We start from the raw sequence: 14697 nt of genomic DNA, 5'->3' as shown, positions 1-14697 counted from the left end.
TATCCACCAGAATTTGTCACTAAATATTACAATTAGATTACCACCTTCAAAATGCAGGCAGGTACTTCCTCTTGATTCCAGGCGTTCAATGCGGTGATATCAGTATCTCCCGCACATTCAAGTGCAAAAAAGCATTTTTACAGTCTGACTGTAATATTTCTATTAAATAGCGATTTGTTTTTTATTCACAGATCGTTTTTCCTTTTTTGGGAGCCTCAGCTTTAACACGCCGTTTATATGTTCAAGCGCTGTGTGCCGGCGCAATTCACCGTAGCCTGCGTTCCCGATGCCCGCAGTCGTCATGGCAATGTTCCGTTTTGCGCTTCCCGGGAGCACCAGCGCTTCATATTCGACACGGAGATCTTCTTTGCGTAAGCCCAGCTTAATTCATTATCTATTATAAACGTTCATTTCGGCTTTAAAACTTTTTCTATAAAATTTCTAAAAAAATAACCCTCCAGAAAACTGGAGGGGGTTACACTACTGTTACTTTTTCAGCTTTTTCGGCAGCTTGCCCTTCGCCTTTTTCTTGAGTTTCTTTTTCTTTTTAGCCAGCTTCTTCGGCGTGCTTTTCTTTTTGTTTAAAATGTAGCGTGGTTTTTTCGATTTTTTCTTTTTATCCTTTTTCTTGCCCTTATCATCGCCGTCCGGCGTCAGGCTTTTTGTAATTTTACGTGTAATAAGCGGAAGCGTGCCGCCGACCAGGCTGCCTGTGGCTGCCCAGCCGTATCCCTTATTGTCCTTGCTGTTCTTGTTTTCATCTGCCATATCATCATCTCCTTTGATGGTTCACTCAGCTACGGATGTTAGTTCGCTGAATCGATAGTTCTGTTTAACCTATCCATGCTCATACACATATCTTTTCCGAACTATTAATATTTCAAACAAATTTTTATTATAAAATGCTTTTTGTGCTTCTAAATCACACATAATTATAGATATTTTTTAATTTTTTACAGCCAAGGCTGCAGCTAACCCTAAACCTTCAACTGCTTTTTAAAAATATATTTGCTAAAATAGGAATTAAAAGGAAATTGAATGGGGTGTTTTTTAATATGGGCTCAGTAAACACGCCGATAGAAAGGGTTCGCGTTTCGCGGCCAAGAGTTTGTTTCTGGCTGGATGCTTCGGGGATCGTGTTATTTCTTACGGGAATCGTCTATTTTGCTTTTATGTACAATACATTTCCAGAAGAAGTTCCCGTTCATTTCAGTATGAACGGGGAAGTAAATGAATATGGTAATAAAGCGGCCATTTGGCTTCTGCCAGCTATCGCTTTCGTATTATGGGTGTTCATGTCCCTGTTGGAACGGGTGCCACATATACATAATTACCCGAGAAAAATTCACGGTGGCAATATCCATGCTCAATACCGCAACAGCATTCTTCTTTTGAATACGACAAAAAACTATATGCTGGTCATGCTTATTGGTTTAAATGCAGCCTTTGTCGTAAATATCAACGGCTCTGAGCCGCCCCACCTGTTAATAATAAGCCTGATAGCTGGAATATTTGCCGTGATGCTGCCGTTTTTAATACGAGCTTTTTGTTTGTCATAACAGGCCGGCCACTACAAATATGGCCGAAACAAAGAATAGCCGCCAAGGCCGACCGTCATACAAAAAGTAATCGTGGTAAATGTGTAAATTACGTCCCCTGCTTCAAATGCTCCGTCCCCCCATCCCGAAATGGCTGCGCTTATCAGAGACACTACGCCCGTGATAAGCACATATCCAAGCGTATACAGCGCATGCATTTTCCAGTTCCTCGGCTCAAGCACTGCATACAGCGCGATGGATACAAGCACGATCGGAATTAACAGTAACAGCAGGATTATCAATTTTTCCGCAGCTGCCTCATTTTAATAACATCGGCTGTAAGCGAGCCTGCTCCTATTACAGCCACGACCGCGAGCGGTATCATGACGGGGAGTACTTCCTTTTCAAAATAATTCATGCCAAAAATGCCGGCGATCGATATGATGAGCGCACTGAGAACCATGATTTGCCAGATATTCATCGGAAAATCTCCCTTCAGAAAATAAATAAGTTGTTATGGTGACCTTTCATACGGTTAAGGGGATATATGTATAATGTGAAACAGTATTGAAAGGAGCAATTGTATTGACCACAGCAAGTATCATTCTTATTATTTTTCTTCTTACACTTATGATTGATAAAAGGCTGCGAAAGAAAACGCGAATTCCTTATCGGAGAAATAACTACCGAATGCAGGAGGAGAAGTTTTTGGGGGCTAAGATTTATACTACTATTTTTACGCTTTTTCTTTTCATTCTTTTCATCGGTACCGGAAAAACGCCGTGGGTTTTCCCGGTACTGGGTTTCCACTTTGCCCTTCAGGCCCTGCTTGACGCCGTAGAGGAAAAACGCAATATTCCCAACGAACGAAAGCACTGGCATTCTTTTTTAATCAGCGTGGCTTCCGCACTAATCGGCATATTGGCTTTGGCGAATCTGACGCTTTTTTAAATAACGTCTATATTAAAATAGAAGTTCCAACGCAAGATAAGAAATGATAAAAAACAAAGCAATGATTGTTGATACTATATATTCTTTTGCCTCACGGGCAAAATGCCATTCGAGCCATGCTTGAGCAGATCCAAATAGCGTCAATACAGAAAGCATAAACAGCGGAATATAACCCTGCGAATACGTTTCTGCTGTAAAGGCTGGAACCGTTATCAGCACTAAAGCAACGATAAGAATTCCAAACGACCAGTACTGGCCACGCGTTTCTTTAATCGTCACTGCTCCTTTTGGTACGATCCACATCTCTAAAGGGAAACGAAGCAGTATGCTGGTAAGCACTGCAATAGAAAAATATTCTGGCAATTTATCACCTTTCTTTAAATCAATTAAGTACCTCCGCAAGCACGAAGCTCATTGTGCTCATAAGTAGAAGCGCCGCCAGTATCCTGAAAAATCCCGCTTCATTACGGTTGATGCTTTCCTTTGCCCCGCCGTTGTAATTCCATATGAGACAAACGTTAACTATCAATAATAGTGGGAAGGACAGGACGGTGTTTCCCAGGTAGCTTTGCCCGGTGAAAGCCATAATGTTCAAGATAAAAACCCATATAAAAATCAGACCGTTCAACAGAAATATCAGTGTCGTACGTATTCGATTGTGGCCCGCTTCCATGCGTTTCCCTCCAACCTCCTAAAATATTACAAATGAATTGTACCAGAAATCATCTATTATGTCCCCCCCCCTACGTTTTCCCAATAAAAAACCCGCCGGCAGTTTCCTGCCGAACGGGTTGATCGCTTCATTTCATTATACTTTTTGGTAGGCAACGCGGGAGGCGGCCTCCGCAACTTCCTTCAGACCGGCTTCGATGATTTCCTCTGCCTGGTCCGGGTTGGCGTTATGGCCTTCGATTACCACTTCATCCACAATATCCATGCCGTACAGACCGCCAAAAATGTTCTGCATGTACGTAAGCGCCATGTCCATGCCAGCCATTTCCGGAGCGGAATATACCCCGCCGCGGGCGTTCAGAAAGATCACTTTTTTCTCCGGCATGAGCGGCACAAGCGCACCCTCCGGGCTGTATTTAAACGTGTAGCCGGCTTCAGCGATATAGTCAATAAAGGTCTGCAGCTTGGCCGGGATCGTCAGGTTCCACAGCGGGAAGGCAAACACGACCAGATCAGCAGCGCTGAACGCATCCTTTGCTTTCTGCTTGGCGGCAAGCACCCGGCGGTCCATCTCGGTTGGCTCGCCGTCTGTCGCAAGGCGGCCGAAGGCGTCAAAGAAGTCCTGGCCGAAGTACGGTGTATCCTCTTCAAACACGTCGTAGGTCTGGACGTTTAATGCGCCTGCGTCCTGGACATTTTCCAGAAACGTTTCGTACATTTTCGTGGAAATGCCATCCGGGCGGTTGTTTGCTTTAACTAGTAATACGTTCACAGCTATCCCTCTTTTTCTTAAATGTTTAATTTTTCTCTGCTCTTATTATTTTAGCCGCTCCAACCGCAAAAACAAGTACGCACATAAAAGTGGTATAGTTCCCTCAAGGGTACCAATGACGGCTTCCGGCGGGCAGAAGCAGAACAGTTCGTTTTTTAAATGAAACGTGGTAGTATGTACATACTGTGATGAATGTAAGCAAACGTCTACATACCTGCTTTATAAAATCATACTAAGGAGTGGCACCATTGAAAAAAGAACCCGAATTCTGTCAGTTTCAGGAGGCGCTCGGCATCCTTGTCGGCAAATGGAAGCCCGTCATTCTTGTGCATCTGTTAAATGACGGCACGCAGCGCTTCAGCGTATTAAAACGAAAAATGCCGGGCATCACCCAGCGTATGCTCACCAAGCAGCTGCGCGAGCTTGAGGATGAGGATATCATTCAGCGCGTCATTTATCCGGAGATCCCGCCGAAGGTGGAGTATTCCATTACCGAATACGGGCGGAGCCTGGAGCCGATTCTCGAGGCGATGCACGAATGGGGAAGCTCCCACGTCGCGCGCAAGCAGGCAGAGGAACCCGAGGCACAGGAAGAAAAGCTCTCCTAAACAAAACAAGCACCCATTTCCCGTGAATCCGGGAAATGGGTGCTTTTCGTCTGTCTCAATTAATTGGCGTTCAAGCCGCCGGTCGCGCTGTATACATGACCGGTTACGTAGCTTGCCTGGTCGGAGGCAAGAAATACGTAGACTCCGGAAAGCTCGACCGGCTGACCGGCACGCCCAAGCGGTGTCTCCGGCGTTTCCTCCCCGAATTTCGGGATGTTTTCGCCCGGCTGACCACCGGAAATCTGCAGCGGAGACCAGAATGGTCCCGGTGCTACCGAATTTACCCGAATACCCTGGGAGGCTACCTGCTTGGCAAGTGCCTTCGTAAATCCGATGATAGTGCTTTTGGTTGCGGCATAGTCCAGAAGCATCGGCGATGGATTATAGCCTTCAACGGACGTCGTTGTAATGATTGACCCGCCCTCCGGCATATGCGGCAGTGCTTCCTGGGTCATCCAGTACATGGAAAACACGTTCGTTTCAAACGTGGAAACAATCTGTTCGGTCGTAAGGTCAGCAATATCCTTAACAGCCTGCTGTTTACCGGCGACAAGCGCCAGAATGTCCAGACCGCCGAGCTCGTCCACGGCCGACTGCACGAGTTCACGGGAGAACGTTTCGCTTCTCAGGTCTCCCGGCAGAAGCACTGCTTTACGCCCGGCCTGTTCGATCATTTCTTTTACGTCCTGGGCGTCCGGCTCCTCGTCCGGAAGATAGTTGATCGCCACATCCGCGCCTTCACGGGCGTACGCAATAGCCGCGGCCCGGCCGATACCGGAATCGCCGCCGGTAACGAGTGCTTTTCGTCCCTTTAATTGGCCGGTGCCTTCATAGCTGCTTTCGCCGCAGTCCGGCTGAGGATTCATATATTTTTGCACACCAGGCGGATCCTGGTACTGCTTTGGATAATCGTCATGATAATACTGGTTGCGTGGATCCTGGGTCATGCTGAAAATCTCCTTTGTTTACATAATTTAATTACATGATTCTATATTGCCATTTCATAAAAAAATGAAACATCCAATAGTATTTTCACATAAAAAAATTTGCAAACCGGCTACTGTACATTTATCCCATAAATGAAATTTTATGGTACCATTAATTCATTCATCAACATATGAGTTCAGGCGTTATTTTCACCGTAATGTTTTAGGAGGCTTATTAATGAAGAAAAATACCTGCGCCCTTATCGCCGGCTTCTCTGTATTGACGCTCGTAAGTGCCTGCGGAAGCAGCGGTGCCGAATCCGAAGAGGAGACGTCCAGCAGCACCAATTCCAGCGAAACCGAAAGAGCTGACAGCTCCTCCAACGAAAAGCTGAGCGAAGAAGCGTTCAAGAAGGAAGCTGTGGCCTACAAAAAAGACCTGGATCCGGACACTATCGTAAAAGTTGAAGGCACCGTCTCGCAGGTGCTTCCCGAAGACCAGCCGGGAAACCCCTTCGGCCGGCAGGCTTACTCACTCACCTACTATTCACCTGATCAGCGGGATTTGTTTACGACTATTAGTGATCAGGACAATATTAAACGAAACGACCAGGTGACCGTGTTCGGCCGGTTCACCGGCACCACCGATACAGGAACGCCGAAAATCACCGGCTATTACTCTGAAACGGCAGAGCCCGACGCCGGCACGGCAGGCAAAGAAGTTTTTCGGGATTCACTCACGTTCCTTGGAGATTATGTTTATTCCGGCGAAGAGGCCTACCATTACTACGAGGCCTTTGTGAATAACAGCGATGAATATATTACTCCAGACTCGCCTTCTGCCACATGGTATGATGCGGGCGGCAGCGAAGCTGCTTCGACAGGAGGAAGCGAGGTGCAGGTGTACCCAGAGATCATCCCGCCCGGCGAAACCGGCTACGTCTCCTCCAAAATAACCAGCTCGGCTGCTCCAGTGGAGGTTGAAGCAGCTTTATCCCCAGTAATATCTGAAAACCGGCCCGCCCAGCTGAACGTTGAAAATGAACAGCTGAACCGGTCCACCGGGGAGGAGCCGCTGCATGTAAACGCAGCAATTGAAAATGAAAACCAGGAGGCCTACAGCGACATTCAGCTGTACACCCTGTTTTATAATGCCAAAGGCGACTTTATCGGGCTTGAAGCAGAGGTACCCGAACAATCGATTCGTCCGCTTGGCACCCTTAACTACCGGCTCGATGTCACCACCTTTCCATACGACGAAAGCAGCGGAGTAGCAGGGGCGGTTACTCATGCCTACGTGAAGACAGAGGAGCTGGACCAACAGAAATAATTTATGATTACTGCGTTTTCTCCTCCTGGATGTCGAAGCTTGAGACCGCCTCTTCATATAGCTCTTTAATCTCCTGGCGATTTTCTATTTTTTTCGGAAGAAAGTACCGGCCGAACAGAACGTGGTTCTCTGTCTCGGCAACAAACAGGTACCGTTCATAATTTTTGTAGGACGTCCGGACGCCAGTCGTAAAGTCCCCAAGGTCTGCCTGATTATTATTATGCAGGTACTCCACCTCCTCAGCCGGCTCCCCCATATTGTTTTCAAATTCATCCTTCGGACGGCTTCGCAGCTCGTCTTCACGAAAGTAGCCCATGTCCTTTTCAAGAGCGAAAAAATGCAGGGCCGTTTCAGAACGTTGGAGGCTCCCCGGCTTTTCCAGCTCCGGGTAATTCTTTGATACGGTATATCCCAGCGCATCAGCATTACGCAGCTGAAACCCTTGGGGAAGCGCCGGCACGGTAAAGGAGTAAGATTTCTCCGGGATCACCGTGCTGCTTTTTTCGTAGGGCACGTATTGGATCGTCTGTGCCTTCTGCGCCTGATCCGCTGGCTCCTCCCACTCCTCAGGATTTTTAAAAGTCATCGTGCGGACTGCTTCAAGCGTCCGGTCGAAGATAGCTTCCTGCTCCCCGGTCTCCTCCGGCACGGTCAGCATCGCTGTAATCAGGCGTTTCTTCTGTACGCCGTAAAACAAGTATTGTTCATATCCTTCTCTTGTGGATCGAAGAACAAACGAAAAGGGGCCCAGGTCCTTATCGTCCCCGGTGTAAACTGAATACGGTCTCCCCTCCTCCCTGTAGGAGGAAACCCGGGTCTCCCTGATCCTTTCGAGCGACTCGTCTGCATCCTGTTTATTCTCCACTGTCTTATTTCCCACCACACTGAACGTGCTAATATTTTCTTTCCGGCTCTCGCCCGTGGACGGCTGATAAACATAGTCCATGTCCTCCGGACTGTATTCGAATTCGAAACTTTTGTTTGAAATATAGTAGCGTTCGTTAATATAAAACCCTTCCGGCGCTTCTATCCGGAAAAACGGCTCCCCGTCTTCATCGTAAATAAAGGGACCTGAACCTCCCGCTCCAGCCTCCGCCGATCCCTCTATTCCCCGGTTCGCCTTCTGTGCCGCAAGTGTCTGCTCCAGCTCCGTCAAATCACTCTGCCGGCACCCGCCTAAAACCAATATCCCAGTCATAATACCGAGCAACGCCGCTCGCTTTTTCATTATGTATCACCTGCATCTATTTTCTTCTTTTGTGCGTAAATTGGTCTGTTTTCTGACTGATCCTGAGGATAAAATCATCGTAACATACGCTGAAGAAATATTTGGAAAGCAGCATTTAATGAATTAGGAGGCCTATTATATTAGATAAAAATTAGAAAAACCGCGTCTTATTTAGACACGGTTTTTCTATGTATTGGCATCATAGTAATTTTTTGGTGACACAATAAAATAAATTTATTATAAGTCCCCAGAATTGTTCGATTCAAATTTGGACAGCTTCGTATTAATATCATGCAGCGACTCCTGCATTTTGAAGAAAACAATCAGCAGTTCACAGTAGATTCTGGTAAATAACGGCCCGAGCACAAGAGTTATCAATCCGAGCAGTACTTGGGCGCCTCCACCATAATCACTGGCAACCCCTGCGCCGATTTGGAATATCCCAACCAAAATTGACAACCCAACTCCGATAAAAAAGATTATTTTAATAATCATCGGCGTAATCATTTTATTAAAGTTTAAGAAACTATACATTTTTCCACCTCCTTTTTACAAATGCATGACTATACTACCATAAAAATTCCTTATTTTATATCTATTTTCATTTTTTATTATAAGCATTGTAAAAACACAGCCGCTCCCTGTCGATATCAGGAAACGGCTGTGTTTTGTATTGGCTCATCCGGTAAAGATATCGCCCTGCGGGTAGCGCACGTGCGTTTTTTTCGGCTTGGCCAGGGAAAAGGCGAGCGTTACCGAGCCCACCCGGCCGACAAACATGATGCCGATGATCACCACTTTTCCGATCGTGCTTAAGGCTTCAGTGAGCCCCATCGTGAGGCCGACCGTTCCGAATGCTGAAAATACCTCGAATACAATTTGTTCAAACGGGGCCTGCTCGGTCAGCGATAAAATAAATATTCCCGAAAAGACGACCGCGAATCCGAGCACCGTAATCGCGAGTGCCCTTTCAATAATGGCTGGGGCGATGCGGCGGCGAAAGGCGGTTAAATCTTCTTCGCGTTTAATATACTTCACCGCGGCCAGAACGATCACCAGAAATGTCGTGAGCTTAATTCCGCTTGCCGTCGAAGCGCTGCCGGCGCCAATGAACATGAGCATCATAATAAATACGATTGTCTGAATCTGCATATCGGCAATGTTGACGGTATTAAAACCGGCCGTTCTAGGCGACACCGCCTGAAAATAAGAGGTCCACAGCTGCTCCCCAAGCGAAAGCGAGGTCGTAGTCTGCGGATTAATATATTCAAACAAAAATACGATAGTCACAGCTGCAGCATTCAGCACGAGCGTGCCGACGATCATCAATTTCGAATGCAGCGTCAGCGTGCGGAATTTCCGTTTTTCCCACACGTCGTACAATACTGTGAAGCCGATGCCGCCAATAATGAACGAAGAGGAGATCGCAATATTCACCGCCGGATTGCCGGCATACTGCATCAGGTTGCTGTCCCAGAGCGCAAACCCGGCATTATTAAAGGCAGACACCGCGTGAAACACGCTGTAGAACAGGCCCTCGCTCCAGCCGTACTCCGGCACCCACTGGGTGGCAAGTGCGGCTGCGGAGGCCGATTCCACAGTCAGGGAAAAAATCACCAGAATCTTTACCAGCTTCACGACGCCGCCCATCGCCGGCTGGTTCAGCGACTCCTGCACGAGAAGCCGGCTGCGGAGGCCGATGCGTTTACCGAGCAGAAGTACAATAAATACCGTAACCGCCATAAACCCGAGCCCGCCGAGCTGAATCATAACCATAATCACGGTCTGGCCGAACACCGTGAAGCCGTTTCCCGGGCTGACCGTCACCAGACCGGTCACAGTCGTGGCGGATGCTGCTGTAAACAGCGCATCAATGAAACTGATCGGACCCGTTACGGAAACAGGGAGCATCAGAAGAGCCGTGCCGATGGCTATAACGATGATGAAACCGGAAGCAAGAATCTGCGGAGGCGTCATGCTCCGCATCAACCATGATAGAACAGTCATTACACATCGCTCGATTCTGCAAAGGTTAGTACTGCGTATGAGGAATCATTTTTGGCTTGAAAAATATTCCTTCTGTTTTTTCTATCATACAAAAAACCGACATGTTTCACTATCTATTTTTTCAAATCCGCCAAAATAGAACGTATAAAAATTTAGGCTGAACGACATAAAAAAGACTCCGGGGCCATACCGAAGCCATTCATTCAGGTTATTTTAAACGCCGAAGACTCGCTAATCCAAAAAGTTAGGATCTGAGCTTTTTACCTGTTCTGCCCGTCCCTTCGGCTCTTCCCAGGGCTCCTGCCTGCCGAGAGCGGTTAAATCTAAAAAATAGTAGGAGCCTCCAAGCATTTCTGCGCCTCTTGCGTACATAGAATACGTATGAAAGATTCTGTCGCCGTCCCTTAAAAAGAAGCTGTGACCGGGCATTTCTATCGGCTGTCCTTGCTCAACGTCAAAACCCGTCTCTTTCAGTTCTTCTTTGGTTCGGTAATTGTATTCAATTGGGGCGACGGCTTCATCGAGTGTAGCATGAAAATCATAATTGAACTCGCTGCTGTAGGAAGAATACCACGGAAACTCCCACCCTTTTTTATGCTTATACCGAATAAGTTTTTCGATCGGCGCACGCGAAATGGTCGCGAGGGTCGTATCCCGGGCATGCAGATGCTCATACAATCCGTTTGATCGTTCATCAACCCCGGCTGTGCAGCTCGGACACCCGTCTTCCCAGGCCGGATCAAACATAAAGTGCTGCACAATCAGCTGGCGGCGCCCTTCAAATAAATCAAGCAGCCGGTACCATCCGTTCTCCCCTTCAAACCGGTAATTTTTTTCTATTTCCACCATCGGCAGATTCCTTCGTTCAGTGTTTAACCGGTCTCTTGCTCTCGTCAGTTCCTTTTCCTTTTGTAACAGCTCCTTACGTGCGGCTTTCCATGCTTCCCGGGACACAACAGAAGGATAGTTGGGGTTACTGAGCTTTCCTTCCTCCATGTAAAACACCCTTTCCTTTTCTTCTATTATAGTCCCAATTCAGGGAAAAACCTTCTTCTGTATTGCGAATTTTCTATCCCGCTTCAATCCTCCCAGAACAAATCATCAAGCGTTTTGGAAAGAGCCTTGCATATCGCAAGGCACAGCTGCAGGCTCGGGTTGTATTTGCCGAGTTCAATTAGTCCTATTGTCTGCCGGGAAACGCCACTCTGTTCAGCAAGCTCCTGCTGGGATAAATTTTTCTCGGCCCGGGCCGCTTTTAATTTCAAATTTTTCATTTATACTCCTGCCCTTTTTATTCAGCATGTCTTGATTTTGTAAATACTTCCACCAAAAAAGCCAGACCAATCAACAGTGGAATGTAAATCATTAAGCAGCCAGCAGCCACAAGGAAGAAGTAGTAGATAGTCTGCCCTGTTCCTTCTGCGTATAAAACGGCGCTCCTCATGCCGAAATAAAGAGAAATTGCCACGCCGCCGATCCCGGCATAGATAAAATTTTTCGCCGTCATTGGGATGCGGCTCCTGCGGTCGTGCATTTCCCGCTCTGCGCTGAAAATATCGAGCTGCCAGCCACGGACCATATAATAAAGCGATGTGATGAGCAATATCGCTATTTCGGCTGTTATACTGCTGTAGACCGCTACATTTACAAACTGTTTAATGATAATTGAAAGAAAACACAGCACCGCCACTACTATATACAGTTCCCGGTAGATTTGATTTTTCGCCTGCTCTACCCGCTCGTCCTTCGGATTTGATTGGAACCACTTCATTCGCACCGCCTCCTTTTTCTTTTATTGTATATTATAATTTTCAAAATGCAATATATATATTGCAATAATGGCAGAAATTATCCTTTTAGTTATCTGAAAACCAGTTATTTGTGTTGAACATAAAAAAACCGGATGGCTGGCTTTTTTCGCCTCACCATTCCGGTCATGACTCATACAGAATTAATTTCTTTTACTCTTCCACAACAGAAGCGGTTACCACCAGTCTTTGCCTGTGAGTACCGGCATCGTTGTCAAACTCTCCGGTACATGTGATCAACTGCAGCGAACGCTCGCTCGATGCTCCGAAAATCTGCTGAATCGGGGCATCGTCATACGGATAAGATGCAGCGGATTTCATTTCAAAAGTAATCGTTTCCCCGGACTCACCGGTTACTTCAATCAAATCTCCCTGCTCGAGTTTATCCAGATGGTAAAACACAGCAGGACCGGAGCGGTCATTCACATGTCCTGCGATGACCGCATTCCCCTGCTGCCCCGGCTTGAATCCCGGCGAGAACCAGCCGGTATCCTCCCCGTTATCGGGCACTTCCATTCCCCCGTTTTCCGTATATCCCATATCATCCACCGCCGCTTCCACACCAATCGAGCTTATGCTGATGGCTGACGGTGAAATCGACTCTCGAGATAAAGCTGCTGTTTGTGTCTCTGTCCGCTTCCCGATCTCCGGAGCTTCTGCCCCTTCTATTGACGCTTCCGAATAAGCTGTTTCCGCTTCCGTGAATTCTTCAGAGCTTCCGGTTAAAAAAAGAATCAGGACAGCGAAGAGAATGCTATGAAGAAGCGCCCGCGCGACGGCGTGCATAGTATCCTGCCCCAAGACCAGCTGCCAACAGGCCAGCCAATACGTACATCATCGTATTATCTGTTCCGGCTGCACCAGTCTGCGGCATTTCAGATGGCATACTTTCACTGGAAGGGGCTGCCAGTATAATAGCATCAAGCTCAGGATCTCCTTCTGCAAAGCCTACAGCAAGTACAGAATAATTCATGCCTTCCTCAAGCTCCGTACCGGCCAGATCAAGTACTACGTCCTCGGTGCCAGTCGGCCGCACTTCCAGGTCATAGGATCCGGCTTCCACTTCCATATAGTCCGTTACTCCGGTGAACGGAGCATCTTCAAACAAAATATCTCCGTCTGTTACCGCGACATCAACATTTGGAGCGTCAGGAGAGAAGTGGGCTACTCTGATATTCGCCATTCCTTCTGCTGCTTCCTGATTGTCCTCTAGCACGCTCAGCTCAATGTCGTCGAGCGTGTTTATGGCTGCAGCTGTATACGCTTCGCCCTCTTCCACATCAAGTGTTCCTGAAAGCACAGGCTCTCCTTCGCCTTCTTCACCTGCGGCAAATATTTCTACCTCACGTTCCCCTTCCGGTACTTCCATATAATCAGTTGCATCCTTGAAGGCCGCCCCTTCGACTACAGCCTCTCCATCAACGTACACATCAACCTCGGGTGCATCAGGAGAGGCGTGTACAATCCTTACCATCCCGCTGTCTTCCGATGCACCGCCCTCCGTATCGTGACTGTCGGCCAATGCTGTGCCTCCCCCAGCGAAACTAAACACCAGCGCACCAGTTAACATGGATCCAGCAAGCTTCTTCATTTCTCCGCCTTCTTTCTAAAAAGGATGTGTTTCTCCGGGGCGGGTAATGAATGAACAACCAACTATATAATCATAGTTAATAATATTATACCTTAAATTATAAAAAATAAACGTTAATTTCATAATTTTCTAAAAATATTTGTACATTAAATAATAATTGAGCTTAGAAACAAACACAGCGACCAGCTTTAAACTAAAAGCTGTACCCCGAGACACCAAAAAGCCCGGCTGTTCATCCAGCCGGACAAATAAGTATTCTTTATCGTTTCACATCGTTGTCCTGATTTTCAACAAACTGAAGCACATACGCTTCGTCAAACTGGTTGCTGTCGCCGTAAACCATGTGCTTCAGGACGCTCGACCCGGTCGCAAAGTCGACGATCTGCTGCGGCTCCCAGTTTTCCTGCAGGACCCCATGCAGGATGCCGGAGGCAAAGCTGTCGCCGCCTCCGACCCGCTCCAGCAGATCAAACGAAACGGTGCTGCTTGCATGGAGCCGGCTGCCGTCATAGTAGTAGCCGGTCAGACTGTTCGTGCTGGCCGAGGCCGCTGTCCGGTGCGTGCTTGCCATCGTAGAGATCTGGTACTTCCGGGCCGCCTGGTCATACAACCGTTCCAGCTGCTCCGGGGAAAACGCTTCGTCACCCTCCATGCCGAGCAGGTAGACAAAATCCTTGTGGCCGATGAAACAGACATCCACGTAGGAAAGAATGGCTTCGAAGGACGCTTTTGCCTCCGCCGGCGACCACAGCTTCGCCCGGTAGTTGCAGTCAAAGCTCACCTGCACCCCGCGGCTGGCCGCCTCCTTCAGGGCTGTCATCGTCAGATTATGCATGGCCGGGCCGAGCGCGGGCGTAATGCCGCTTACGTGAAACACGTCCACGCCGGCAAGCAGCTGCTCCCAGTCGAGAGCGGTGTCCACAAGCTCCCATACCGAGGCATCCGCCCGGTCGTAGATGACCTCCGCCGGCTTAACGGAATACCCTTCCTCCACATAATACAGGCCGAGCCGCCGGCCCTGGTTCACGATCGTATTCGTATGGACGCCAGCCGTCCGGAGCCGGCGCTTGGCGGCTTCCCCCATCGCATTCGCCGGCAGCGCCGTTAACAACGAGGCGTCGTGCCCGAACTGGGCCATATTCATGGCTACGTTGGCCTCCGCCCCGCCAAAATAAACGTGAAAGTCGTTGGTCTGGACCAGCCGCTGATGGGACGGCGGGGTGAGCCGCATCATCATTTCGCCCATCGTCAGGATGTGCGCCATCG

Annotated in this window: 19 protein-coding genes; 4 read left to right on the top strand and 15 right to left on the bottom strand. The window is 48.1% G+C overall.

Annotated features, from left to right (window positions below; genetic code table 11):
• Positions 1 to 486: 486 nt before the first annotated feature.
• Positions 487 to 768: a hypothetical protein gene (locus SIC45_RS07170; RefSeq protein WP_319631620.1), complete on the bottom strand. Its 282-nt coding sequence runs from the start codon at positions 766 to 768 to the stop codon at positions 487 to 489.
• Between the two features lie 287 nt (positions 769 to 1055).
• On the opposite strand from SIC45_RS07170, the gene SIC45_RS07165 reads away from it, so the two are divergent.
• A complete protein-coding gene (locus tag SIC45_RS07165) occupies positions 1056 to 1559 on the top strand; it encodes a DUF1648 domain-containing protein (protein WP_319631619.1) in 504 nt (167 codons plus the stop codon).
• 11 nt (positions 1560 to 1570) lie between these two features.
• On the opposite strand, the gene SIC45_RS07160 is transcribed toward SIC45_RS07165, so the two are convergent.
• Positions 1571 to 1840 carry a hypothetical protein gene (locus SIC45_RS07160; RefSeq protein ID WP_319631618.1) on the bottom strand — a complete coding sequence of 90 codons (270 nt, stop codon included), beginning with the start codon at positions 1838 to 1840 and terminating at the stop codon, positions 1571 to 1573.
• A complete protein-coding gene (locus SIC45_RS07155; RefSeq protein WP_319631617.1) occupies positions 1837 to 2019 on the bottom strand; it encodes a hypothetical protein in 183 nt (60 codons plus the stop codon). The genes SIC45_RS07160 and SIC45_RS07155 overlap by 4 nt, the downstream gene beginning before the upstream one ends.
• Before the next feature lie 227 nt (positions 2020 to 2246).
• Here SIC45_RS07155 and SIC45_RS07150 point away from each other — a divergent pair, with 227 nt between their 5' ends.
• On the top strand, positions 2247 to 2489 hold the full coding sequence (locus SIC45_RS07150; protein WP_319631616.1) for a hypothetical protein: 243 nt from the start codon (positions 2247 to 2249) through the stop codon (positions 2487 to 2489).
• A gap of 12 nt (positions 2490 to 2501) precedes the next feature.
• Here SIC45_RS07150 and SIC45_RS07145 read toward each other — a convergent pair whose 3' ends face one another.
• The gene (locus SIC45_RS07145; protein ID WP_319631615.1) at positions 2502 to 2852 is read right to left on the bottom strand and encodes a DUF4181 domain-containing protein; all 351 of its coding nucleotides are present in this window, start codon (positions 2850 to 2852) and stop codon (positions 2502 to 2504) included.
• A gap of 445 nt (positions 2853 to 3297) precedes the next feature.
• Complete coding sequence (locus SIC45_RS07140; protein ID WP_298785557.1) at positions 3298 to 3933, bottom strand: FMN-dependent NADH-azoreductase; 636 nt, start codon at positions 3931 to 3933, stop codon at positions 3298 to 3300.
• 248 nt (positions 3934 to 4181) lie between these two features.
• Between SIC45_RS07140 and SIC45_RS07135 the strand changes: the two genes are divergently transcribed.
• Complete coding sequence (locus SIC45_RS07135; protein ID WP_319631614.1) at positions 4182 to 4541, top strand: helix-turn-helix domain-containing protein; 360 nt, start codon at positions 4182 to 4184, stop codon at positions 4539 to 4541.
• A gap of 59 nt (positions 4542 to 4600) precedes the next feature.
• Here SIC45_RS07135 and SIC45_RS07130 read toward each other — a convergent pair whose 3' ends face one another.
• Positions 4601 to 5488 carry an SDR family oxidoreductase gene (locus SIC45_RS07130; RefSeq protein ID WP_319631613.1) on the bottom strand — a complete coding sequence of 296 codons (888 nt, stop codon included), beginning with the start codon at positions 5486 to 5488 and terminating at the stop codon, positions 4601 to 4603.
• Between the two features lie 217 nt (positions 5489 to 5705).
• Between SIC45_RS07130 and SIC45_RS07125 the strand changes: the two genes are divergently transcribed.
• Positions 5706 to 6797, top strand: a complete 1092-nt coding sequence (locus SIC45_RS07125; protein ID WP_319631612.1) for a hypothetical protein — start codon at positions 5706 to 5708, stop codon at positions 6795 to 6797.
• A gap of 7 nt (positions 6798 to 6804) precedes the next feature.
• Here the strand turns inward: SIC45_RS07125 and SIC45_RS07120 are convergent, their stop codons facing one another.
• The 9 genes from SIC45_RS07120 to SIC45_RS07080 form a co-directional block, all read right to left on the bottom strand.
• On the bottom strand, positions 6805 to 8025 hold the full coding sequence (locus tag SIC45_RS07120) for a hypothetical protein (RefSeq protein WP_319631611.1): 1221 nt from the start codon (positions 8023 to 8025) through the stop codon (positions 6805 to 6807).
• Between the two features lie 237 nt (positions 8026 to 8262).
• A complete protein-coding gene (locus SIC45_RS07115) occupies positions 8263 to 8559 on the bottom strand; it encodes a DUF4282 domain-containing protein (protein ID WP_319631610.1) in 297 nt (98 codons plus the stop codon).
• 144 nt (positions 8560 to 8703) lie between these two features.
• Positions 8704 to 10032 (bottom strand): TrkH family potassium uptake protein, encoded by a 1329-nt coding sequence (locus SIC45_RS07110; RefSeq protein WP_319631609.1) that lies wholly within the window; start codon positions 10030 to 10032, stop codon positions 8704 to 8706.
• Positions 10033 to 10263: 231 nt separating this feature from the next.
• Complete coding sequence (locus SIC45_RS07105) at positions 10264 to 11028, bottom strand: DUF899 domain-containing protein (protein ID WP_319631608.1); 765 nt, start codon at positions 11026 to 11028, stop codon at positions 10264 to 10266.
• Between the two features lie 83 nt (positions 11029 to 11111).
• On the bottom strand, positions 11112 to 11306 hold the full coding sequence (locus SIC45_RS07100; RefSeq protein ID WP_319631607.1) for a helix-turn-helix transcriptional regulator: 195 nt from the start codon (positions 11304 to 11306) through the stop codon (positions 11112 to 11114).
• A gap of 17 nt (positions 11307 to 11323) precedes the next feature.
• A complete protein-coding gene (locus tag SIC45_RS07095) occupies positions 11324 to 11803 on the bottom strand; it encodes a DUF6773 family protein (protein WP_319631606.1) in 480 nt (159 codons plus the stop codon).
• Between the two features lie 190 nt (positions 11804 to 11993).
• On the bottom strand, positions 11994 to 12626 hold the full coding sequence (locus tag SIC45_RS07090; RefSeq protein ID WP_319631605.1) for a class F sortase: 633 nt from the start codon (positions 12624 to 12626) through the stop codon (positions 11994 to 11996).
• Complete coding sequence (locus tag SIC45_RS07085) at positions 12595 to 13431, bottom strand: DUF4397 domain-containing protein (protein WP_319631604.1); 837 nt, start codon at positions 13429 to 13431, stop codon at positions 12595 to 12597. The genes SIC45_RS07090 and SIC45_RS07085 overlap by 32 nt, the downstream gene beginning before the upstream one ends.
• Positions 13432 to 13690: 259 nt before the next feature.
• A complete protein-coding gene (locus tag SIC45_RS07080; protein ID WP_319631603.1) occupies positions 13691 to 14695 on the bottom strand; it encodes a sugar kinase in 1005 nt (334 codons plus the stop codon).
• Positions 14696 to 14697 lie beyond the last annotated feature (2 nt).

Source organism: Marinococcus sp. PL1-022 (genome assembly GCF_033845285.1).
Lineage (GTDB): Bacteria > Bacillota > Bacilli > Bacillales > Marinococcaceae > Marinococcus.
This window is presented reverse-complemented; position numbering and strand designations above follow the sequence as displayed.